Here is a 22,218-nt window from a genome sequence, read left to right as displayed (position 1 = left end):
GAATCAGGTCTTTTCCGGTGGCGTCAGGTCGACGCCGTTGATGCGCCCGACATGCGTCGCCAGCATCGGCACGTAGAGTTCGGCCCCGCCGGCGGCAACGGCACTTGCGAACGAATTCTTGGCCGCATTGCCCAGCGGGTTCGCCATGCCGACGGAATCGGCCATCGATTCCAGATAGGTCAGGTCCTTGACGGCGTTGGCGAGCGAGAATTTGTGGGCGTCGCGGTCGCCTTCCAGCGTCCAACGCATGAAGGTCTGGTAGAAACCGCAATCCATGCGGCCGTTGCGGATGACGCTGTCGAAACGGGCGGGCGAAATGCCAACCTTGCCTGCAAGCGCCAACGCCTCGGAGTAGAGCGCGGCATAGCCAAGCGACAGGAAATTGTTCAACAGCTTCATGCGGTGGCCATCGCCCGTTTGGCCGACATGGACGACACGCCCTGCCCAGGTTTCAAGTACCGGTAACAGCCTGGCGAACATCGCGTCGGAAGCGCCGACCATCGTGTCGAGCGTACCTTCCCACGCTTCTTTCGGCGTGCGGCTCAGCGGCGCGTCAACCAGTGTGACATCGAGGGCGGCAAGCTCGGCCGCCAGCACCATCGTCGAAACGGGGTCGGAAGTCGAACTGTCGACAACCACCGATCCCGGCTTCAGCCCTTCCTTGAGGCCCCTTGTGCCGCGAATGACTTCCTCGACCTGGCGTGAACCAGTAACGCAGATGAAAATGACGGTCGAGCGGGCGGCGACCTCGGCCGCGGTCGAGACCTCGACGGCGCCGCGCGCGATCATGTCCTCTGCCGGGCCGCGGTTCTGGCGGCCGAGAAAGGTCAGCGGATATCCCTTTTCGACGATGTTCCTGGCAATGCCGTGCCCCATCAGGCCAAGGCCGATGAAACCGATCTGCTCGCTTGCATTCGTGCTCGTTGCCATCTTTCGTGCCCATCTGTTCGCAGGTTGAATACAGCGCTGTCGTCACCGATGATATTGTCTGACAATATCCACCGATCTGGCAGAATGTGGAGGACAAAATGTCAAAGCGGATCATGTTCACCGGCGGCAGCGGCAAGGCCGGACGGCATGTCGTGCAGTACCTGATCGACCAGGGGCATCAGGTGCTCAATCTCGACAGCAAGCCGCTCCACAATCCCAAGGTGCGGACGCTGATCACCGACATCACCGACAGCGGCCAGGTCTTCAACGCGCTGTCGAGCTATATGGGCCTGCACGAGTTTGATCCGTCGCTGCGGCCCCAGCCGGTCGATGCCGTCGTGCATTTCGCCGCCATTCCTCGCATCATGCTCACCCCTGACAACGAGGTGTTCCGCATCAACGCGCTCGGCACCTACAATGTCATCGAGGCTGCGGTGAAGCTCGGCATCCGCAAGATCGTCATTGCATCGAGTGAAACGACCTATGGGCTGGTCTTCGCCAATGAACCGCGGAACCCCAGCCACTTCCCGCTCGATGAGGAATATGACGTCGATCCGATGGACAGTTATGCCCTGTCCAAGGTCGTCAATGAAAAGACGGCGCGCGCCTTTGCCCTGCGCAGCGGCTTCGACATCTATGCCTTGCGCATCGGCAATGTCATCGAGCCGCACGAGTACGAGCTGTTTCCGAAATGGTTTGCCGATCCGGGTTTCCGCATGCGCATCGCCTGGAGCTACATCGATGCCCGCGACCTCGGGCAGATCACCGATCTCGCGGTCCAGAAGGATGGTCTGGGCTATCAGGTCTTCAATGCGGCCAATGACGACACCTCGTCAGATTTGCCGACCAGGGAGTTGATTGACCGGTTCTATCCTGGCGTACCGCTGAAGCACGAACTTGGCGAGTTCGAGACTCTGCTTTCCAACCGCAAGGCCAAGGAGGTTCTCGGTTTTCGCAGCCAGCACAGCTGGCGGAAATATGTATCCCAGGCTGATTGACAGCTTTCGCAACGGCGACTGACAAAGAGAGAATGGGTGGCGCACCATGCTACCGGCGGGCAACAGCAGGAAGAACGAGGGAATATGCCGGAGCGGAAATCAAAGGTGCCAACAAGCCAGACCGGCGTATCTGTTGAGGACAAGCCGCTTACGAGCCGCCGGGCGAATGCCACCCGCATCACCGGGTCGAGCGTGCACGCTTCACTTGCCAGCGAGATCGGCCTCAGGATCGTCCGTGGCGACTACCCGCCTGGAACGATCCTGCCGAACGAGGCCAAGTGGACCGAGATCTTCGACGTCAGCCGCTCGGCGGTGCGCGAGGCGATCAAGATGCTGATGGCCAAGAGCCTGCTTGCGTCCCGCCCCAAGATCGGCAGCTGGGTGGAGCCCAAGGAACATTGGAACCTGCTCGATCGCGACGTGCTGAGCTGGTACGCCGCCTCGCCGGATCGCGAGGGCTTTCTCAGGACCGTGCAGGAATTCCGCCACATCATCGAGCCGGAAGCGACGGCACTGGCTGCCGAACGCCGGACCGAAGCGCAAATGGCAGAGATAAGCCAGGCGCTGCACGAGATGGGCAATGCCGCTTCACTGCAGCAGCGGACACAGGCCGACACACGTTTTCACATGGCGGTCCTGCGCGCCTCGGGCAACGACCTTTTGGTACCACTCGGTGTCCTGATTGAATCCGCGTTGAACCACCTGTTTGTTCACGTGACCCGCGAAGACAGCAGCCTGCTTCGCGCGCAGAAACTTCACGAGAACATCGAGAAGTGCATTCGGCTGCAGAAGCCAAATGCCGCGCGCAATGCGGTCCGCAAGCTTTTGGCGAATACCGATGAAATCATCGGCCGACGATCAAGATAGAGGCTAGATTTCAGTCGCGTCGCTGAGCGCGGGCGTGATCGTCAATATGTCATCAGCTGTGACTTTGAAGCCGTTGCCAATGCTCTCGGCCTATGCTGCCAGCAAGGCGGCGGCGTCTACTGAAAATTTCGCGCTGGAGGTCGAGCGTTCGGGGCACGGGTACGACTGGGCCGCGCACTAGAGGCATCCTTCTGCGCTCGCGCAGAATGCCGTACCCGAAGCCTATGCCACCTGCGCCAGCAAGCCTTATCTGCCTCATCCTAACAGCCCACCGACGTTACCCACGCAGGGGATGTAGCGGAGGGTGTGTGGCTGGCTGTTACCATTGCGGACTCGGAATGGTGATAGTCTGACCAGATCGGGCTGCCCGATCCGGCCAGCGTCCGGTTTCAAGTAGCGCACGGACAAGTCTGAATGACTAACTAGAGGTCGACAACGGCGGATCTGTCTTCCGACGACTTGCCACCAGAAGCAGACAGTCCGAGTCCGGCCCGGTTCCCGACATTCACACGTCTGGCCCATCGCCGCATCAACATCCAAGGGCCTCCAGAGCACCTGAAGCTTCCCAGATGGCAAATCTTCGATGAGCGCCTTCTCTGCCGTCGACACGCGATTGCGCGCCCACCAATTCCGATCTCTTCGGTCGAATGCAGCAAGGAGGAGGTGTCTCCCGGAACGCCCCAGTGACCGCTGCGTCGATCGGATGTCCAAGATCACCAGCGGCGGCCACTTCGAGGGGCCATATCCTCCTAACGGCAGCTGACGCCCCGGCTGCCAAATCGTAAGCGCATGGTTTCAGGCGCGCATATCTCAATAGATTGCATTCGACAGCAGGCTGAATTCATTTGCCTGCCGGATGGAAAGGCGGAAAACTCCAGGAAGCTGCCCCGCTGGGCAAGCCCAGCGTCACCTGACCACTCCGGCAGCCGCCCCTTTGAAGGAGGGAGAAAATGGCCGGCAGTCATTCAGATGCGAGCGGACCCGATCTCGCCAAAGGCATTGCGATCGCCGATCTTCCCGATGGCGGCAGGTTTCTCGGCCATCGCGACGGCGAACCTGTTTTGCTGGTGCGCTGCGGTGCGGAGATATTCGCTGTCGCTGCTGCCTGCTCGCACTATGGAGGACCACTCGCCGAAGGCCTCGTCGTCGGCGACACAGTCCGCTGCCCCTGGCACCACGCCTGCTTCGACCTGCGCACCGGAGAGGCGTTGCGTGCGCCGGCCCTCACGCCTCTTGCCTGTTGGTCGGTCGAGCAACAGGGCGACAGGATAATCGTCGGCGAGAAACGCAAGAAGCTCTCGCTTGCTCCCAGCGCAGGCGACTCCAAGACCCCGAAGAATATCGTCATTGTCGGCGGTGGTGCCGCCGGATTTGCCGCCGCTGAGAGGTTGCGGCGCGAGCAATATCAGGGCTCGATCATCATGCTCAGCGATGACGCAGCGCTGCCAGTCGACCGGCCCAACCTTTCCAAGGACTTCCTCGCCGGCATGGCGCCAGAGGATTGGCTCCCGCTACGCAAGGAGGGCTTCTACTCCAAGAACGATATCGATCTGCGTCTCGGAGCCAAGGTTGCCGACCTCGATGTCAGCGCCAGCGAAGCCGTGCTCGCCGATGGGACCAGGGTCGCCTTCGGCAAGCTGCTGCTCGCGACCGGTGCCGAACCGGTTCGGCTGACCATACCCGGCGCCGACCAGCCCCATGTCCACACTTTGCGCTCGCTGGCCGACAGCCGCAGCATCATCGCCCAAGCCGGAACGGCCCGCCGCGCCGTCGTGCTTGGCGCGAGTTTCATCGGCCTTGAGGTCGCCGCTGCCCTTCGGACCCGCGGGGTCGAAGTGCATGTGGTGGCGCCCGACAAACGACCGATGGAACGCGTGCTCGGCCCGCAGATGGGCGATTTCATTCGTACCCTGCATGAGGAGCATGGCGTCATCTTCCACCTTGAGAATACCGCGACGAGCATCGATGCAAAGGACGTGCAACTGAGCAGCGGTGGAACCGTGGCCGCCGATGTGGTCGTGGCCGGCATTGGCGTGCGCCCGCGGATCGGTCTCGCCGAGGCGGCCGGTCTCGCCATAGATCGCGGCGTGTTGGTCGACGCCTATCTCGAGACCAGCATGCCGGGCATCTATGCAGCCGGCGATATTGCACGCTGGCCGGATCCCCATAGCGGCGAAAACATCCGGGTCGAGCATTGGGTGGTGGCGGAGCGTCAAGGCGCAACTGCCGCGCTCAACATGCTCGGACAGCAGAAGCCGTTCACAGATGTGCCGTTCTTCTGGAGCCAGCACTACGATGTTCCGATCAACTATGTCGGCCATGCCGAGGGATGGGACGCAATCGAGGTCGAGGGCGATATTGCCGCCAGGGACTGCCTCCTGCGCTTCAAGCGCGGCGGACGCACGCTGGCGGTCGCCACTATCTTCCGAGACCTGGAAAGCCTCACGGCAGAATTGGCGATGGAGCGCAGCGAGGCCTAGCGCATTGGGCCGAGGAAGTAGCTTCCTATCGCGGGTCCACTTGTCGTGCGGGCAGGCGGCTGATCTTCGGTGGCGTCGGGCGTGTCCAGTTCGCTCTCGGAGAGATGCATGTCAAAACCGAGCTACAGCACCTGCCAACCGTGAAGAGAGCCTGCCCGCATGCAATTGATGCGGCGCCGTCTCACTACGATGCTTTCGGGAACGGGACAGCAGCGGAGAGTTGCCGCAATGCAGCGGCCGACGCCGCCCCACGCGACAAACCGACCGAAGCGCAGCGAGATCCGCAAGCCTTTACGTCAGCGGCCGTGCAGCCGGCGTCATTGTCACTTGGCTGACTCCGGAACGACCGACCACCGCAAACACCGTTTCCCTGTCGATCCTTTCGGCGTTCAGCATCCGCACCAGATCGTCCACGCCGCCGACGGCGTGGCCGTCGATGGCGACTATGATGTCGCCTTCCTTCAACCCGGCCTTCGCAGCCGGCCCGCCCGCCTCGACGGAGCGCAACCGCACCGCTGCCCGGCTGGTCACCCTGGCAAGCAGTGCCACGCGGCGCGGCAGGGCGACCGTGTCGGCCGACACGCCAATAAAGGCCCGGCGCACGCGACCAAAGCGGATGATTTCCGCAATGACGAAATTGGCGGTGTTCGAGGCGACGGCGAAAGCGATGCCTTGGGCACCGCGGATCGTGGCGGTGTTGACGCCAATCACCTCGCCAGCGGACGATACCAGCGGTCCACCGGAATTGCCTGGGTTGAGCGCGGCGTCGGTCTGGATCACGTCATCAATGAGCCGGCCACTCAAGGCGCGCATCGACCGACCAAGGGCCGAGACGACGCCGGTCGTCACCGTCCATTCAAAGCCGAGCGGATTGCCGATGGCGATAGCGATCTGGCCGCGGCGCAGGCGCTTCGAATCTCCGAGCGGGGCGAAGTCGGGGAAATGCCCGTCGGCACGCACCAGGGCAATATCGGTATCGGCATCGCGGCCAAGCACGCGCCCTTCCGTGGACGTGCCGTCGGGCATCGCGACACGCAGGGCGCGTTCCTCGCCAACAACATGGGAATTGGTGACGATCAACCCATCCGGCGAGATGACGAAGCCTGAACCCTGGCCGGCGGCGCGGCGGCCGTCGGCCACCGGTCCGATACGGCACACGGCCGGGCCGATGCGGTCGACTGCATCGGCAACGGTGGAAGAGTAAGCGTCTAGCAGGCCGGCATCGTGGGATTGTGGGTCAGTCGCTGGCAGGGCCATTGGAAGCCTCCATGTCAGTAGAACAATCAATGCCTATATGTGCTGCGTGCCACAGCGCGGCGCGACCTGACCTGATGGCTAGTGAATGCGGTCCCTAGCCGTCAGGCCAGTTGGAAGTGCGATGCGATGCGGCAATATCTGGGTTCAGGAAGCCACAAACGGCCTGCCCCCTAAACGGCCCAACCCAGGAGTGCGTGATGACCAGGTTCGACCTTGCCGCCTTTTCCAATGCAGTCGCCGACATCGCCGGACAAGCGGCGTCTGAGACTGCGAGCTTTCTGACCCATCATGGTCGGACCGCGACGGCCTTCCGCTGGGGAGAGGGCCTCTATGTCGCCGCCGAGGAGTCTGTCGAACCAGACGAGGAATTGCAGCTTGCCCTGCCCAGCGGCGAATCCGTGAAGACCGAACTGATCGGTCGCGACCCCTCGACCGGCATAGCCTTGCTGAAGCCTTCGACGGCAGCCATCGGAACAAGCTTCAAAAAGGCCGGGCCGGTTCGCCTCGGCGACGTCGTCGTCGCGGCCGGGCGTGACGGCGCTTCGCCTCTTGCCGTGTTCGGTACTGTGGGCGAGGTCGGGCCGATGTGGCGTTCGCGGCGCGGCGGCGCTATCGACCGCCGCATCAACCTTGCGGTGATGGCGGGCGCTCGGTTCGAGGGGGGGCCGGTGCTTGACGCCAGTGGCGGACTGGTCGGGATGCTGCTTTTCGGACCGCGCGGTCGGGCGTTGGTCATCCCCTACGAGACGATCGAGCGTACCGTTGCGACATTGCGCGAGAAAGGCCATGTCCTGCGTGGCTATCTCGGCGCCGGTCTGTATCCCATCCACCACGGCCAAGTGCAGGGCGCCATGGTCATGGGGCTCGACGATGAAGGGCCGGCCAAGGCCGCCGGCATTGCGCTGGGCGACATCATTACCGCCTGGAACGGAGAGCCGGTGCGCGGGCCGCGCGAACTGATCCTTCGGCTGGGACCAGATAGCGCAGGCACGGCGGTGACGCTGAAGATCTTGCGCGGCAGCGAGGCGCGTGACGTGGCGGTCACGATCGGCGAAAAACCCCTGATCTGACAGGGCCGGGTGCTGGCTATGCCGGAGACACAATACAGGCTGCTCGTTCTGGTGGCACTCGGCGACGCGGCGTCGAGCGAGCAGCTTGTCCTTCGCCTGTCGGAGGACGACGGGCTGGTGCCGGTGACGGCCGAGGACCTGGCGGAAGGCGATCACGCCGACGTGGCGATCGTCGATGACGAAACCGTGGGCCGCGTGCGGGCACAAGGCGTACCGTTACTTGTCCTCGGCTCCCAAGCGACGCAGCGGCCGGCCGCTATCGGGGCGGTGCTGCCGCGGGACGCGGACACGGCGCTGATCGCGGCGGCCGCACGGCTTGCTGCTGCGGGCTATCACATTGCTCATGCGTCAGCTGAAATCGATGGGCGCGGTGGCGCGACCGATGACCGTCTGGGTGGCGGTCTGCTGGCCGGTGGAGAGGCAGATCACGAAGCTTCCCCGATCCGATTGTCACCACGCGAGGCGGAGGTACTGGCACTGCTTGCCGAGGGCGCGTCGAACAAGGTGATCGCGCGGCATCTCGACATTTCCGTACATACCGCCAAGTTCCACGTTGCGGCGATCCTAGTGAAGCTCGGCGCGGCCAACCGCACTGATGCCATCGCCACAGCGATGCGGCAGGGGCTCGTGTTGGTCTAGTGCCGCTAAAGCGGGAGTGGAGATTACGAGATCATGATCTCAGGACGCATCACGCGTCACGTGCACGTCGAGTGCCGATAGTCGTCGATCGACGTGTTGCAGGCGCTGTCGGAAATTCTCTAGCGAAATCAAGAACGTAGTTATCTGACGGGTCTCAGGCCGGAAGTTCTTGAGCGCAAAAACATTTTCAATAATAAATTCAATTGGTTAGCATGACCAAGAATATCCGAGTGGGAATATGGCGTTCGGCCGCCACTGTGTAGCGCGGCCGAAGCCAACCAGGCATAGATAGTCCGAACGGACCTTTGATCGGGTGGCGGCGTCGACATTTGTTCATGCAACGAACAAGGACGGATGCCGGAGCCCGATCTGTGAAGATCCGCGAATACATCTGCAGCTCGCATACCATCAGCGGCGTTGCTCCTGGCAGCGCAGTGGCATCGCGCCATGGTTTTGCAGCGCGGGTCGAGGCATGCGCTGCCGCTGGCTACACCGGCATGTGCCTGCATTTCCGCGACTATGCCGAGCAGCGGCAGGCGGGCGTCAGCGATGCTGAATTGCGCGCCGCCCTCAATCAGCATGGCATGAAGCACATCTCGGTCGAGTTCCTGACCGACTGGTTCATCGATGGCGAGGCAGGCGAGATCGCACGCCGCAACGAGGTGCTGGCGTTCCAGGCGGCGACGGCCTTTGGCGCCACATCGCTCAATGTCGGGCCCGATCTGGTCGGCCGCAACGTTCCCGTGGAAATCATGCATGAGCGGTTTGCGGCACTTTGCGCGCGTGCCGCGCAGCGTGGCATCGCCATCGCGCTGGAACTGGTCGCCTGGGGAAATGTCCGCGACGTCGACACCGCATTACACATCATCGATGGTGTTGCCAACGCCGGGCTGGCGATCGACGCCTGGCATGTCTTTCGCGCCGGCGTGCCGCTGGGCGACCTGAGGCGGATTCCGGCTGAACGCGTGCTTTGCGTGCAGGTCAACGACGCCGATGCTCAACCGACAGGAACGCTTGCCCAAGACACGATGAACCGCAGATTGTGTGGACAGGGCGCCTTTGACCTGGAGGCATTTGTCGGCACACTCGACAGCATGGGCGTCGAAGTCCCTTTGAGCGTCGAGATCATCTCTTCCGAGCAGTTGGCGCGCGAACTTCAGGAGGCAGCGAAAGTATCCCTGTCGAGCGCAAGCCGCTGTTTCGACAGGCTCTAGACGCACGCTCCAGGGTTTTCGTGACTGATTTTGCTGCCCCAAATTCGCGTCCGTCCGTTAGTCCGTTCGAACGATGTTGCGGTGGCCGTCACACCGCATAAGCTCGTCCCAAAATACCCATCCCTCATCATGCGTTCGGGCTTGCCCTGCGCCGGCAGGGACGGGTTCATAAGTGTGGTCAGGGAGGCGAGCTTATGCTCAGTGAAATACTGATCATCGTGATACGCGGGATCGCCATAGGCTCGATCTTCGCCACCATCGCGATGAGCTTCAACATCGTACACGGCGCGACGAACATCTTCAATTTTGCCCAGGGCAACATGTTCATCCTGGGCGGTTTCGCGGCCTATTTCCTGGCCAACCAGGTGGGCTTCGGCCAATGGACGCTGATGCTGGTGCTGAGCGGGCTGCTGATCGCCGCTGTGGTCACCATCCAAGGCTACATCACGCTTCTGCCGTTGCGCTCGTCCGTCGAGCAGGACAGCTGGCTCATCTCGACGGTTTCGGTCTCGGTCATCGTCGCGGCGCTGCTGATGATCACGCAAGGGCCGTTCGCCTATTCGGTGTCCAGTGTGGTGCCGAGCTTCCGCATTCTTGGCACACGTACGCCAGGCGCCTATGCGCTGGCGATCGCGGCGATGATCTTCTGGTTTTTCGCGCTGCGCTTCTTCTTGCGCAAGACCTTCATCGGCCTCGCCATCAGCGCGTTGTCGCAAGACTTTGATGCTGCCCGTGCCGCCGGCCTTCCGGTGCGCCGACTGCAGCTGATTTCATTCGCCATCAGCGGCCTGATGGTCGGCACTGTCGGCTTCCTGGTGGCGCCGGTGATTTCGGTTAGCCCCGATGCCGGCCTGAAATACGTGCTCAACGGCTTCGTTGCGGCTGTGGTCGGCGGTATCGGCTCCAACGCTGGAACGCTGATTGGCGGTCCGCTGGTCGGTGTGGTCGCCATGCTGACGGCCTACAAGGTCGGCGGTGCCTACCAGGACCTGGCTTCGCTGCTGGTGCTGGTAATCATCCTGATGTTCCGGCCGCAGGGCCTGTTTGGCCGCGTCGGCGCGAGGCGGGTGTGACCATGCAGGCGAGTACAAACGTGCAGACCGGACCCATTGCCATGGCCGAGACCAAGCCGAAAGGCCGCTTCAACTCCGACCTGACGCAGGTCTGGATCGGCGTGGCGCTGATCGCCATCACCGGCTTCGGCCCTGTGATCCTGGGCAACTCCTACTGGATCCATACATTCCAGCTGGTCAACATCTACATCGCCGCGGCGATCTTCCAGAACATGCTGTTCGTCGATGCCGGCCAGAAGTCGTTCGGCCAGGGTGCGATCCTCGGCCTTGCGGCTTATGGAGCTGCGATCCTCTACGGTCTGCATGGCTGGTCCTTCGCGGCTGCTTCGGTCGGTGGCATCGTTGCCGCGGTGCTCGGCGGCCTGCTGTTTGCCTTGCCGGCGCTTCGCGTCCAGGGCTTCCACCTCGGCTTCGTCACCATGAGCGCGGCAATCGTGTTCCCGCAGCTTCTGGTCACGCTCGACAGGTGGACCAACGGCATCAACGGCATCAGCGTTTCCGTCCCTGAGCTGACCAATCCTGCCGTCTTCGGCATGTCGCCGCTGGCAATCGCGGTCGCGGTGTTTCCGATGATCGCTCTTGCAGCGCATTACCTGATCCGCCGCTCGAAGCTCGGGCGCAGCATGTTCGTGGCGGCCCTGAGCCCGGAGGCCGCGCGTTCCCTAGGCATCAAGCCAGGCGTGATGCGCTTCATCGCCTTCATCGTCGCTTCGATCGGCACCGGCATCTGCGGGGTTCTCTATCTGCCGACGGTTGCTTTCGTCAGTCCGCAGGGCTTCAACATCGAGCTGTCGTTCGTGTTCTTCTTCGCTGTCGTCGTCGGCGGACGCGGACAGATGCTCGGGCCGATCATCGGCATCTGGATCGTCTTCATCTTGCCCAACATCCTGCTGGCGCAATTCGTTGAATACCGCCTGCTGATGTACGGCACCTTGACGCTGCTGGCTGTGCTGATTTTCCCCGATGGCATCGTCGGCTCGATCGAGCGGCTGCGCGCCAAGCGCAAGCAATCAGGTGGTGGCGAGCAGGCCTTCCGCATCGATGGTTTCCTGGCCAACCTCCAGTCGGGCAAGGTGGCAAGCGAGCCGAGCGAGGAGATCGCTGTCGAGGTGCGCAACGGCACCAAGAAATTCGGCGAGGTGGTTGCGGTCAGCGCTGTCGACCTCAAGGTCCGCAAGGGCGAGGTGCATGGCCTGATCGGTGCCAATGGCTCGGGCAAGACCAGCTTGCTCAACGTGCTGAGCGGCCTTTCCCGGCTGAACTCCGGCTCGTTCATGATCAACGGCGTCGATGCCACCAACATGGCCGCCGACCGTATCGCCAATATGAGCCTTGGCCGTACCTTCCAGGCGCCGCGCATCTTCAGCCAGCTGTCGCTGTGGGACAATCTGAAGATCGGCATGGATGCCCGCGTCGGTCCGGCAAGCACCGACATCACGGCGCTCGCCAAGGCGATGGAGGATAGCTTCGGCCAGGACAGCGCCAACCTGTTGTCGCACGGCCAACGCCGCCTGGTGGAAGTGATGCGTACGGTGCTGAAGGAAGCGACCATCGTTTTGTTCGACGAGCCGGCCGCCGGCCTGTCGCAGGGCGAGCGCACCAATTTCGCCAATCTCGTCAGGTTCCTGAGCCGCCAGATGGGCAAGACCGTCATCCTCGTCGAGCACGACCTCGATCTGGTTTGGGGTATTGCCGACACCATCACGGTCCTGGAGCAGGGGCGCGTGGTGTCGTCCGGTAAGCCTGATGTGGTCGCCAAGGACCCGGCAGTGCAGCATATGTTTGTGGGGTCGCGCCATGCTTGAGGTCAGGAATCTGGTTGCCGGCTATGGCACCATCCCGGTGCTGCGGGATGTCTCGCTGGCCGCCAAGGCAGGCGAAATCCTGCTCATCGGCGGCGAGAATGGTGCTGGCAAGTCGACGCTGATGCGGGCGATCGCCGGTTTCAACAAGCCCGACAGCGGCGTGATCATGCTCGACGGCAAGCCGATCGCTGGGCAGGCCCCCGAGAAGGTGGCGCAATCGGGTCTGCGCCTGGTGCTTGACGGGCACCGGGTGTTTCCCGAACTCAGCGTGTTCGACAATCTGCGCATGGGGGCTGCGGCACGGCGCGGCGACCGCGCCGGCTTCAACAATGCGGTCGAGGAGATCTATGCGGTCTTCCCGATCCTCAAGGAGAAGCAGAAGCTCTACGCCCGCGACCTGTCGGGCGGACAGCAGCAGATGCTGGCGCTCGGCCAGGCCTTCATCGCCCAGCCCAAGGTGCTGCTCTGCGACGAGCCCTCGATGGGCCTCGCCCAGGCGCTGCTGCCGCCGATCCTCGCCTTCCTGCGCCGCTGGGCACAGACCGGCACGGCAGTCGTCATCGTCGAACAGCATCTCGCGGTGACGGCACCTTACGCCGACCGGGCGATGATCATCGAACGTGGCCAGGTCAAGTTCTCCTGCCTCGCTTCTGAACTCGACGAGAAGCTCAGCGCGCCGTCGGCTGCAGCCGCGGAGTAAGGGCGGATGAACGACGACGGTGCGGCCAGGGACGGGGTGTCGGGCGCGAATGCCCGGGATGCCGAAGACGTGTTTGGCCCCTATATCAGCTTCCGCGGCAGGGTCGAGCCGCTGTGGCTCGACGTCAACCGGCACATGAATGTGTCGTGGTACGACCACGTGTTCGACATCGCCGAAAGCGACCTGTTTGAAGTGTTCGGCATCCATGACGACTACATCCGCAGCACGAACTACAGCTTCTTCCGTCTCGAAAAGAGCGTTCGCTATGAACGCGAACTGATGCCCGATGCCCGGCTCGAAGCACGAAGCTACGTGCTTTGGACCGACCTCAAGCGCGTCCACCATTTCCACGAATTGTGGAATGTCGACCAGAACTACCGCGCGGCGACGGTGGAAGGGCTGTCGATCCATGTCGACCTGCGGGTGCGCAAGGCGGTGAGGATCGTCGAACCCGGCGTTGCCGATCCGCTGACCAGGCTCGCCTGGGAACATGAGCGCCTGCCTTGGCCGAAGGGTGTCGTGCGGCGCGATTTCAGGAAATAGCCGTGAGTTTCAGCGCCGATCTCGAATTCGACTACGTCATCGTCGGCGCGGGCGCAGCCGGCTGTGTGCTTGCTGCCCGGCTTTCCGAGAACCCGAATGTACGGGTTGCGGTCATCGAAGCCGGCGGGCTCGACAAGGGCATGCTGATCCGCATCCCCGGCGCCAATGTCGTGACCGGCACGCACCCGGCCTACAACTGGAGCTATGAAAGCGAGCCGGTGCCGGCTCTGGGCGGACGCAAGCTCTACTGGGCGCAGGGAAGGATTGTGGGCGGGTCGGGTTCGATCAACGGCATGATGTATATGCGTGGGCACCGGCGCGACTACGACAACTGGAAGGCACTTGGCTGCGACGGCTGGGGTTATGACGACGTCCTGCCGTATTTCAAGAAATCCGAGACCAATGAGCGCGGCGCCAGCGACATCCATGGTGACAATGGACCGCTGCAGGTTTCCAAGGGACAGGGCACGGCACCTGTCTGCGACATGTTCCTCGATGCGGCCGCTGGGGAAGGCCTGCCGCTGACCGACGACCTCAACAAGGACGCGCATGAGGCTTTCGGCCATGTCGACCTGACTATCGGGCGCGGCAAGCGGTCGAGTACGGCCGCAGCCTTTCTCCACCCGGCACTGAAACGGCCGAACCTGACCCTGATTGTCGATGCACCGGTCAAGCGCGTGGTGATCGAGGCGGGCATCGCCACCGGCGTGGAGTTCGGGCATGAAGGTCGAACGCGCGTAGCGCGGGCGGTGAAGGAGGTAATCCTCAGCGGCGGTGCGGTCAACTCGCCGCAGTTGCTGATGCTGTCGGGCGTCGGCGACGCCCAGAGACTGCAGGAGATCGGCATCAAGGTCGCCGCCGACAGGCCCGAGGTCGGGCAGAATTTGCAGAACCACCCGATGTATCGGCTGATGTACACGACGACCAAGCCGGTCAGTGCCTACAGCCACGTCAGGCCATGGGGTGCGCTCAAGGCTGGTGCGCAATACCTGTTCCAGCGCCGCGGTGTGCTGAGCCGCGGGCTGTTTCCGACGTCGGGCTATTTCCACGCCATCGAAGGCGACCCGGGTAGCGAGATCCAGGTCTGCATGGCGCCGGCAACGGTGATCCGGCGCGGCCAGGGCGTGCTCGGCATCCTGCCGAGGGAACACGGTTTCACCCTGCTGCTCAACCACGGTTCGCCCTACAGCCGTGGGCAGGTGATGCTGAAATCGGCCGATCCGCTGGTGCATGCGGCGATCTTGCCCAACTATTTCTCCGATCCGCGCGACTTGCGCATCCTGACCGAGGGAGCCGACCGGACCCGCGCGATCGTCAACCAGCCGGCACTGCGCGGCGCGCTCGACAAGGAGCTGTTGCCCGCGCGGCCGATCCGTTCGCTCGACGACATCGCCGAGGACATCCTGGCGACTGCGGTGACGCATTACCATGCCGCCGGCACCTGCCGGATGGGTGCGGACGCGGATTCTGTGGTTGATCCGCAATTGCGTGTGCGCGGCGTCGACAGGCTGCGCGTTGCCGATGCGTCTGTCATGCCCGTCCTGGTCAACGGCAATACCTATGCGGCGACAATCATGATCGCCGAGAAGGCAGCCGACATGATCAAGGCGGCTGCATAGCCCAACGAATTCGATTGTTTAGCCACTGATGATGATGGAGTAGCGAGATGGAAAAGCGCGTTCTGGGCAGCTCGGGCCTCGAGGTTTCGGTGGTCGGCCTCGGCTGCAACAACTTCGGCGGCATGATCAAAAGCCTCGATACCGAAGGCGCCCGCAAGGTTGTGTTCGCCGCACTCGATGCCGGCATCACGCTGCTCGACACTTCCAACTCCTATGGCGTCAACGGCGGCTCCGAGACCACCTTGGGCGAGATCCTTGGCGACCGGCGCAAGGACATGGTGCTGGCGACCAAGTTCGCCTCGCCGCTCAACCGCGAGAAGAGCAACCGCTACAACGGCTCGCGTGGCTACATCATGGGTGCGGTCGAGGACAGCCTGCGCCGGCTCAAGACCGACTACATCGATCTCTACCAGTACCATTTTCCGGATGCGCTGACCCCGATCGAAGAGACGCTCAGGGCGCTGGACGATCTCGTGAAGCAGGGTAAGGTTCGCTATCTCGGCTGCTCGAACTTGCCGGCGTGGATGCTGGTCGATGCCAGCTGGACCTCTCGCCACCACAATCTGCACAGCCTGCAGTCCACCCAGGCCGAATACAATCTGATCTCGCGCGCGGCCGAGACCGAGCTGTTCCCGGCAATGCGCCGCACCGGCATGACGCTTTTGCCCTATTTCCCGCTGGCGAGCGGCCTTCTGACCGGCAAGTACCGCAAGGGCCAGGCGCTGCCCGAGGACACGCGCATGAACATGGCCTATTTCAAGTCTGGCCTGACCGACGCCAATCTCGACAAGGTCGAGAAGCTGATCGCCTTCAGCGCGGCGCGCGGGCGCGCCATCTTGGAGCTGGCGTTCTCCTGGCTGGCCTGCCAGCCGATCGTGTCCAGCGTGATTGCCGGTGCAACCCGTCCGGAGCAGGTGGTGGCCAATGCAGCGGCGGCGTCGTGGAAGCTGTCAGCGGAAGAACTCGCCGAGATCGATACGATCTGCAAATGATGGGACGGTGCTCAGCGCCGCCCATGCGTTAGTCCCTTTGGACGATTGCACCGCTTGGCGGGGAACGTAGTTTCCCGTCAGCTACTGAGTTGAATTGTCAGCGGAAACCCTTGAAATGAGTGATCTGGTTGAGCCGCGCACGGCAGACATCACCTATGAGACGGATCAGCCGGTTCTGTTCGAAACCGAGGGTCCGATTGCCTGGGTGACGATGAACCGTCCGACGTTCAACAACGCCCAGAACTCGCAGATGACCTATGCGCTCGACGACGCCTTCAAGCGCGCCGTCGACGATGATGCGGTGAAGGTCATCATCCTGCGCGGTGCGGGCAAGCATTTCTCGGCCGGACATGACATCGGCACGCCGGGCCGCGACGTCAACAAGACCTTCGACCGCCGCCTGATGTGGGCAGACCACACCAACAAGCCGGCGGCAGAGATGCTCTATACCAGGGAGCATGAAGTCTATCTCGGCATGTGCCGGCGTTGGCGCGATCTGCCCAAGCCGACCATCGCACTGGTGCAGGGCGCCTGCGTCGCCGGCGGGCTGATGCTGGCCTGGGTCTGCGACTTCATCGTGGCGACCGACGACGCCTTCTTCCAGGATCCGGTCGTGCGCATGGGCATTCCCGGCGTCGAGTATTTCGCGCATGCCTTCGAGCTGCCGCCGCGCATTGCCAAGGAATTCCTGATGATGGGCGAGCGCATGCCGGCGGCGCGGGCCGAACAGTACGGCATGGTCAACAAGGTCGTGACCCGCGACGAGCTCGAAGGGGCCGGCCGGGCGATGGCCGAGAAGCTGGCGCAATATCCGCGCCTTGGCCTTTGGCTGTCCAAGCAGGCGATCAACCATGTCGAGGACCTGCGCGGCAAGCGCACCGCCATGGATGCGCACTACCACATGCATCATTTCGCCCATGCCCAGAACGACCTGACAACCGGCAACACGCTGGGCGGGCAGGACGCCAAGAGCATGGCCGCGGCCAACAAGAAGCAGGCCGGCGAGGCCTGAGCCTGCCGCTGCCGACCAACGGGAATTTCCAAGCGTGGATCTGAACTATACCGAAGAGCAGAAGGCCTTCCGCCAGGAAGTGCGCTCCTGGCTCGAAAAGCATGTGCCCGGCAAGCCGCTGCCGTCCTTCGACGCCAGCCGCGAGGGGTTTGAGGCGCATCGCGCCTGGGAGCGCGTGTTGGCCGACGGTCGCTGGGGCATGGTGACCTGGCCGGAAAGCTATGGCGGGCGCGGGCTCGACCTGATCCAGTGGCTGATCTTCGAGGAAGAATATTACCGCGCCGGAGCGCCGCTGCGTGTCAACCAGAACGGCATCTTCCTGCTCGGCCCGACGCTGATGGAGTACGGCACGGACGAGCAGAAGGCACGCTTCCTCACGGCGATGGCTTCGGGCGACGAGATCTGGGCGCAGGCCTGGTCAGAGCCGCAAGCCGGTTCAGACCTCGCTGCCGTGCGCGCCACGGCCGTGCTGGAAGGTGACGAATATGTGCTCAAGGGGCACAAGATCTGGTCGTCGCGCGCCGTCTTCGCCGACTGGGCTTTCGGCCTGTTCCGCACCGATCCGGCTTCGCAGCGCCACAAGGGACTGTCGTTGATCTTCTTCCCGCTCAATGCGCCCGGCGTGCGGGTGCAGGCGATCCCGCAGATCGACGGCGAGACCGGCTTTGCCGAAATATTCCTCGACGATGTGCGCGTGCCCGCCTTCAACCGTCTTGGCGGCGAGGGCGAGGGCTGGAACATCTGCATGGCGACCGCCGGCTTCGAGCGTGGGCTGATGCTGCGCAGCCCAGCGCGCTTCCAGGTGGCGGCGCGCAAGCTGGTGGAGCTGTTCAAGGCGCATGAGGCAGAAGTAGAACCGACGGTTCGCGCTGCGGTGCTGCAGTCCTGGATGGATGCCGAGGCCTACGCGCTGTCGATCTACGCCACCGCATCGCGGCTTGCCGCAGGCGGCCATATCGGCGCCGAGGCCAGTACCAACAAGATCTTCTGGTCGGAAATGGACATCGCCATGCACAAGGCGGCATTGTCGATCCTGGGCGCCCGCGCGGAGCTGTTGCGCAGTGCGCCAGAGGCCGGCGACATTGGGCGCTGGCTGGACGGCTACTTCTTCTCGCTGGCCGGGCCGATCTATGCCGGCTCGAACGAGATCCAGCGCAACATCATCGCCGAGCGTATGCTCGGCCTGCCGCGCGCCTGAGGGAGGGACGACAGATGGATTTCCGTTTCTCCGAAGAACAGACGATGACGGCGGACGTGGTGCGCGAACTGCTGACCGACGTCTGCCAGCCGGCCGACCTGCGCCGGCTGATGGGCGAGGGCGCTGCCCGCGACGAGGCCCGCTGGGCCAAGATTCTGGAGATGGGCCTTGCCGGCGCGCTGGTGGCCGAAGACAAGGGCGGGCTCGGCCTGTCGGCGATCGACTTCGTGCAGATCGCCGAGGCCTGTGGTTATGCCTGTTTGCCCGAGCCACTGGTCGAGAATGCCGGTGTCGCTTTGCCGCTGCTCGCGGCCTTCTCCGACAATGCCCGCGCCGCTACCTTACTCGAACGGGCGCTTGCCGGTGAGGTGACGATCACAGTTGCCCATCCGGCCAATCCGTTCGTCGCCGACGCCGACACGGCGGAAGCCGTGCTCGTCGTGCGCGATGGTGCTGTGCATCTGGTCGAGACCTCCAAGGCAAGGATCGTGGCGCAGCCGAGCGTCGATCCGTTCCGCCGGCTGTTCACTGTCGAGTCCGAGCCGAGCGCCGAGACGTTGATCGCCGAAGCCAACGAAGCTGCGGCTCCGCTCGCTGCCGCGCTCGACCGGGGCGCGCTGTTTGCCGCCGCGCAGATGCAGGGCATCGCCCAGCGCTGCGTCGACCTCGGTGTCGCCTATGCCAAGGAGCGGCAGCAGTTCGGCAAGCCGATCGGCTCGTACCAAGCGGTCAAGCATCATCTCGCGACGGCGCAGGTCAAGATCGAGTTCGCTCGGCCGGTGCTGCATGCCGCCGCCGCGCTGCTCGAACAGGGCGACCTCTACTGCCGTGCCCGCATCTCGCAGGCCAAGCTCGCCTGCACCGACGCCTCCGACGTCGCTGCCCGCACCTCGATCCAGGTGCATGGCGCCATGGGCTATTCGTGGGAGGTGGATGTCCACTTCTTCCTCAAGCGCGGCATCGCGCTGACCAATTGGTGGGGCGGCACCGCATTTCATCGTGAGCGCGTCGCGCGCCGCGTCTTCGCGCGTCCGCTCGGACCTGAACACACCTTTGCCAGAGAGGCCGAAAATGCCTGAAGCCTATATCGTCGACGCCGTCCGCACGCCTGTCGGCCGCAAGAAGGGCGCGCTCGCGCAGATGCATTCGGCCGATCTGGGTGCCCAGCCGATCAAGGCGCTGATGGCGCGAACCGGCATCGACCCGAACGCGGTCGACGACGTGATCTATGGCTGCACCGATACGATCGGCTCGCAGGCCGGCGACATTGCCCGCACCTGCTGGCTGGTGGCGGGCCTGCCCGACCATGTGCCCGGCGTGACCGTCGACCGCCAGTGCGGCTCGGCCCAGCAGGCGGTGCATTTCGCCGCCCAGGCGGTGATGAGCGGCACGCAGGACCTGGTCGTTGCCGGCGGCGTGCAGAACATGAACATGATCCCGATGGCGTCGGCCATGTTGGTCGGGCCGCAGTTCGGCTTCCCCGATCCGTTCAGCACCTCGCCGGGCTGGCTCGCCCGCTATGGCGACCAGGAGGTCGGTCAGTTCCGATCGGCCGAGATGATCGCCGAGAAGTGGCAGTGCAGCCGCGACGAGATGGAGCAGTTTGCGCTCGAAAGCCACCAGCGCGCGATTGCCGCCATAGACGCGGGCCGTTTTGTGAGCGAGATCGTGCCCGTTGGCGACTTCGCCGTCGACGAGACTCCGCGCCGCGACACCTCGCTCGAGAAGATGGCGACGCTGAAGACGCTGATCGAAGGCGGCAGCGTGCATGCCGGTGTCGCCAGCCAGAACGCCGATGCGTCGGCGGCACTGCTGATCGCCTCTGAGCAGGCGGTAAAGGACCACAACCTCAAGCCGCGCGCCCGCATCCACCACATCAGCGTGCGCGGCGACGATCCCGTCTGGATGCTGACCGCTCCGATCCCGGCGACCCGTCATGCGCTGGCGAAGACCGGGCTCAAGATCGACGACATTGACCTGTTCGAGTGCAACGAGGCCTTTGCGTCGGTCCCGCTCGCCTGGATCAAGGACCTTGGCATCCCGCGCGACAAGGTCAACGTCAATGGCGGCGCGATCGCGCTCGGCCATCCGCTTGGCGCTACCGGCGCGCGCATCATGACGACAATGCTGAACGAGCTCGAGCGCCGCAACGGCCGTTACGCACTGCAGACCATGTGCGAAGGCGGCGGCCAGGCCAATGTGACCATTATCGAAAGGCTCTGACCATGCCGGTCTATTCCTTCCAGGGTATCGTGCCGGTGGTCGAACCCTCGACCTATCTGCATCCGACGGCCGTGCTGATCGGCGACGTGACCATCGGGCCGCGCTGCTACATTGGCCCGGGCGCTTCGCTCCGGGGGGATTTTGGCCGCATCACGGTGATTGGCGATGCCAGCGTGCAGGACAATTGCACCTTGCATACCGGGGCGGGCTCCGACTGTATCGTTGGCCGCGGAGCGACTGTCGGCCATGGCGCCATCCTGCATGGCTGCACGGTGGGCGAAAAACGCGCTGATCGGCATGAATGCGGTGGTGCTCGATGGTGCCGTCATCGGCGACGACAGCCTGGTGGCGGCCCTCAGCCTGGTCAAGAACGAGGTGGTGACGCCACCGCGCAGCCTGATCGCCGGCAATCCGGCCAGGGTGATCAAGGAGATGCCCGAGGCGGCGATCATCTGGCGCAACAATGGCGACGGCGAGTACCAGCGGCTGGCCGACCGGTCGCTTGCCGATCTCGTGGAATGCGAACCGCTCCGCACGGCAGAGCCCGACCGCAAGCGCAATGCCGGGCAGGCGCGTGCCGTACGGCTGTCGACAAAGACAAAGTGAGAAGGACTGACATGGCAGGGATCTGCGAAAACAGGGTTGTGATCGTCACCGGCGCCGGCCGTGGCCTCGGCCGCGCCTATGCGCTCGGTCTTGCGGCGGAAGGCGCGAAGGTCGTGGTCAACGATCTCGGCGTCGGCACCCATGGCGATGCGACAACGGAAACGCCGGCGCAGCAGGTGGTGGACGAGATCAAGGCGATGGGCGGCCAGGCCGTCGCCAACTATGACGACGTCACCGATTTCGAGGCTGGCGGGCGCATCGTCAAGGCAGCACTCGACACCTTTGGCGACCTGCATGCGGTGGTCAACAATGCCGGTTTCGTGCGCGACCGCATGTTCGTGTCGTGCACGCCCGAGGAATGGGATGCGGTGCTGCGCGTGCATCTGCGCGGCCATTTCTGTGTCAGCCGCCATGCCGTCGACTACTGGCGCGCCCAGCAGAAGGCCGGCGCAAAGGTCGATGCCCGCATCGTCAACACCTCGTCGGGCGCGGGCCTGCAGGGCAGCGTCGGCCAGAGCGCCTATTCGGCGGCCAAGGGCGGCATCGCTTCGCTGACGCTGGTGCAGGCGGCCGAGCTGCGCCGCTATGGCATCACCGCCAACGGCCTCGCACCCAACGCCCGCACGCGGATGACAGAGACCGCCTTTGCCGACGCCATGCAGGCCAAGGACGGCGAGTTCGATATCTTCGCGCCCGAGAATACCGCGCCGCTGGTTGCCTGGCTGTGCAGCGCGGCCTCGGCCGACGTCACCGGCCAGATCTTCGAGCTGATCGGTGGCAAGATCCGGGTTTGCCTCGGCTGGAACGACGGGCCCGAATTCGACAAGGGCAGCCGCTGGGATGCCGCGGCTCTTGGCGACAAGATCAGCGAACTGGTGATAACACGGCCAGAGCCGAAGCCAGTCTACGGTTCATAAGCCAAGCATCCGCAAGGACCTGAAGAGGGCGTCGGGCAACCGGCGCCCTTTTTGCCTTCGATAAGGTCTCGCTGT

21 protein-coding genes and 1 pseudogene are annotated in these 22,218 nt (G+C 63.7%); 20 read left to right on the top strand and 2 right to left on the bottom strand.

Going from position 1 to position 22,218, the window contains the following annotated elements; genetic code table 11:
- Window positions 1–3: 3 nt before the first annotated feature.
- A complete protein-coding gene (locus tag ACHMW7_RS23525) occupies window positions 4–930 on the bottom strand; it encodes an NAD(P)-dependent oxidoreductase (protein WP_395447853.1) in 927 nt (308 codons plus the stop codon).
- A gap of 98 nt (window positions 931–1,028) precedes the next feature.
- Between ACHMW7_RS23525 and ACHMW7_RS23520 the strand changes: the two genes are divergently transcribed.
- The 4 genes from ACHMW7_RS23520 (at window position 1,029) to ACHMW7_RS23505 (ending at window position 5,275) form a co-directional block, all read left to right on the top strand.
- Window positions 1,029–1,928 carry an NAD-dependent epimerase/dehydratase family protein gene (locus tag ACHMW7_RS23520; protein ID WP_395447852.1) on the top strand — a complete coding sequence of 300 codons (900 nt, stop codon included), beginning with the start codon at window positions 1,029–1,031 and terminating at the stop codon, window positions 1,926–1,928.
- Between the two features lie 84 nt (window positions 1,929–2,012).
- Window positions 2,013–2,795 (top strand): FadR/GntR family transcriptional regulator, encoded by a 783-nt coding sequence (locus ACHMW7_RS23515; protein ID WP_395447851.1) that lies wholly within the window; start codon window positions 2,013–2,015, stop codon window positions 2,793–2,795.
- 46 nt (window positions 2,796–2,841) lie between these two features.
- Entirely contained in the window at window positions 2,842–2,976 is a 135-nt protein-coding gene (locus ACHMW7_RS23510) for a hypothetical protein (protein WP_395451419.1), read from the top strand.
- Between the two features lie 769 nt (window positions 2,977–3,745).
- Entirely contained in the window at window positions 3,746–5,275 is a 1,530-nt protein-coding gene (locus ACHMW7_RS23505) for an FAD-dependent oxidoreductase (RefSeq protein WP_395447850.1), read from the top strand.
- Between the two features lie 291 nt (window positions 5,276–5,566).
- On the opposite strand, the gene ACHMW7_RS23500 is transcribed toward ACHMW7_RS23505, so the two are convergent.
- Entirely contained in the window at window positions 5,567–6,532 is a 966-nt protein-coding gene (locus ACHMW7_RS23500) for a S1C family serine protease (RefSeq protein WP_395447849.1), read from the bottom strand.
- 197 nt (window positions 6,533–6,729) lie between these two features.
- On the opposite strand from ACHMW7_RS23500, the gene ACHMW7_RS23495 reads away from it, so the two are divergent.
- The 16 genes and pseudogenes from ACHMW7_RS23495 to ACHMW7_RS23420 all read left to right on the top strand — a co-directional run bounded on the left by ACHMW7_RS23495 (window position 6,730) and on the right by ACHMW7_RS23420 (window position 22,143).
- On the top strand, window positions 6,730–7,602 hold the full coding sequence (locus ACHMW7_RS23495) for a S1C family serine protease (protein WP_395447848.1): 873 nt from the start codon (window positions 6,730–6,732) through the stop codon (window positions 7,600–7,602).
- A gap of 18 nt (window positions 7,603–7,620) precedes the next feature.
- Window positions 7,621–8,241, top strand: coding sequence for a LuxR C-terminal-related transcriptional regulator (locus ACHMW7_RS23490; protein WP_395447847.1), 621 nt, complete (start codon window positions 7,621–7,623; stop codon window positions 8,239–8,241).
- Window positions 8,242–8,612: 371 nt separating this feature from the next.
- A complete protein-coding gene (locus ACHMW7_RS23485) occupies window positions 8,613–9,455 on the top strand; it encodes a sugar phosphate isomerase/epimerase family protein (RefSeq protein WP_395447846.1) in 843 nt (280 codons plus the stop codon).
- Window positions 9,456–9,649: 194 nt separating this feature from the next.
- Complete coding sequence (locus tag ACHMW7_RS23480) at window positions 9,650–10,528, top strand: branched-chain amino acid ABC transporter permease (protein WP_395447845.1); 879 nt, start codon at window positions 9,650–9,652, stop codon at window positions 10,526–10,528.
- A gap of 20 nt (window positions 10,529–10,548) precedes the next feature.
- Window positions 10,549–12,333: an ATP-binding cassette domain-containing protein gene (locus ACHMW7_RS23475; RefSeq protein ID WP_395447844.1), complete on the top strand. Its 1,785-nt coding sequence runs from the start codon at window positions 10,549–10,551 to the stop codon at window positions 12,331–12,333.
- Window positions 12,326–13,033 carry an ABC transporter ATP-binding protein gene (locus tag ACHMW7_RS23470; RefSeq protein WP_395447843.1) on the top strand — a complete coding sequence of 236 codons (708 nt, stop codon included), beginning with the start codon at window positions 12,326–12,328 and terminating at the stop codon, window positions 13,031–13,033. The genes ACHMW7_RS23475 and ACHMW7_RS23470 overlap by 8 nt, the downstream gene beginning before the upstream one ends.
- A 6-nt stretch (window positions 13,034–13,039) precedes the next feature.
- The gene (locus ACHMW7_RS23465) at window positions 13,040–13,576 is read left to right on the top strand and encodes a thioesterase family protein (RefSeq protein ID WP_395447842.1); all 537 of its coding nucleotides are present in this window, start codon (window positions 13,040–13,042) and stop codon (window positions 13,574–13,576) included.
- A gap of 2 nt (window positions 13,577–13,578) precedes the next feature.
- Window positions 13,579–15,195, top strand: coding sequence for a GMC family oxidoreductase (locus ACHMW7_RS23460; protein ID WP_395447841.1), 1,617 nt, complete (start codon window positions 13,579–13,581; stop codon window positions 15,193–15,195).
- 47 nt (window positions 15,196–15,242) lie between these two features.
- Window positions 15,243–16,187 carry an aldo/keto reductase gene (locus ACHMW7_RS23455; protein ID WP_395447840.1) on the top strand — a complete coding sequence of 315 codons (945 nt, stop codon included), beginning with the start codon at window positions 15,243–15,245 and terminating at the stop codon, window positions 16,185–16,187.
- Between the two features lie 115 nt (window positions 16,188–16,302).
- Window positions 16,303–17,199, top strand: a complete 897-nt coding sequence (locus tag ACHMW7_RS23450) for an enoyl-CoA hydratase (protein WP_395447839.1) — start codon at window positions 16,303–16,305, stop codon at window positions 17,197–17,199.
- Window positions 17,200–17,233: 34 nt separating this feature from the next.
- Window positions 17,234–18,397 (top strand): acyl-CoA dehydrogenase family protein, encoded by a 1,164-nt coding sequence (locus ACHMW7_RS23445; protein ID WP_395447838.1) that lies wholly within the window; start codon window positions 17,234–17,236, stop codon window positions 18,395–18,397.
- A gap of 14 nt (window positions 18,398–18,411) precedes the next feature.
- A complete protein-coding gene (locus ACHMW7_RS23440) occupies window positions 18,412–19,476 on the top strand; it encodes an acyl-CoA dehydrogenase family protein (RefSeq protein WP_395447837.1) in 1,065 nt (354 codons plus the stop codon).
- Entirely contained in the window at window positions 19,469–20,620 is a 1,152-nt protein-coding gene (locus ACHMW7_RS23435) for an acetyl-CoA C-acetyltransferase (protein WP_395447836.1), read from the top strand. The genes ACHMW7_RS23440 and ACHMW7_RS23435 overlap by 8 nt, the downstream gene beginning before the upstream one ends.
- 2 nt (window positions 20,621–20,622) lie before the next feature.
- Window positions 20,623–20,709: pseudogene (locus tag ACHMW7_RS23430) on the top strand (phenylacetic acid degradation protein PaaY); the annotation flags it as partial.
- 172 nt (window positions 20,710–20,881) lie between these two features.
- Entirely contained in the window at window positions 20,882–21,226 is a 345-nt protein-coding gene (locus ACHMW7_RS23425; RefSeq protein ID WP_395451486.1) for a hypothetical protein, read from the top strand.
- Between the two features lie 11 nt (window positions 21,227–21,237).
- On the top strand, window positions 21,238–22,143 hold the full coding sequence (locus tag ACHMW7_RS23420; protein ID WP_395451418.1) for an SDR family oxidoreductase: 906 nt from the start codon (window positions 21,238–21,240) through the stop codon (window positions 22,141–22,143).
- The last annotated feature ends 75 nt before the right edge of the window (window positions 22,144–22,218 follow it).

Source organism: Aminobacter sp. UC22_36 (assembly GCF_044056035.1).
Lineage (GTDB): Bacteria > Pseudomonadota > Alphaproteobacteria > Rhizobiales > Rhizobiaceae > Aminobacter.
Note: the sequence above shows the minus strand (reverse complement) of the source record. Positions and strands in the feature narration are given on the sequence as shown.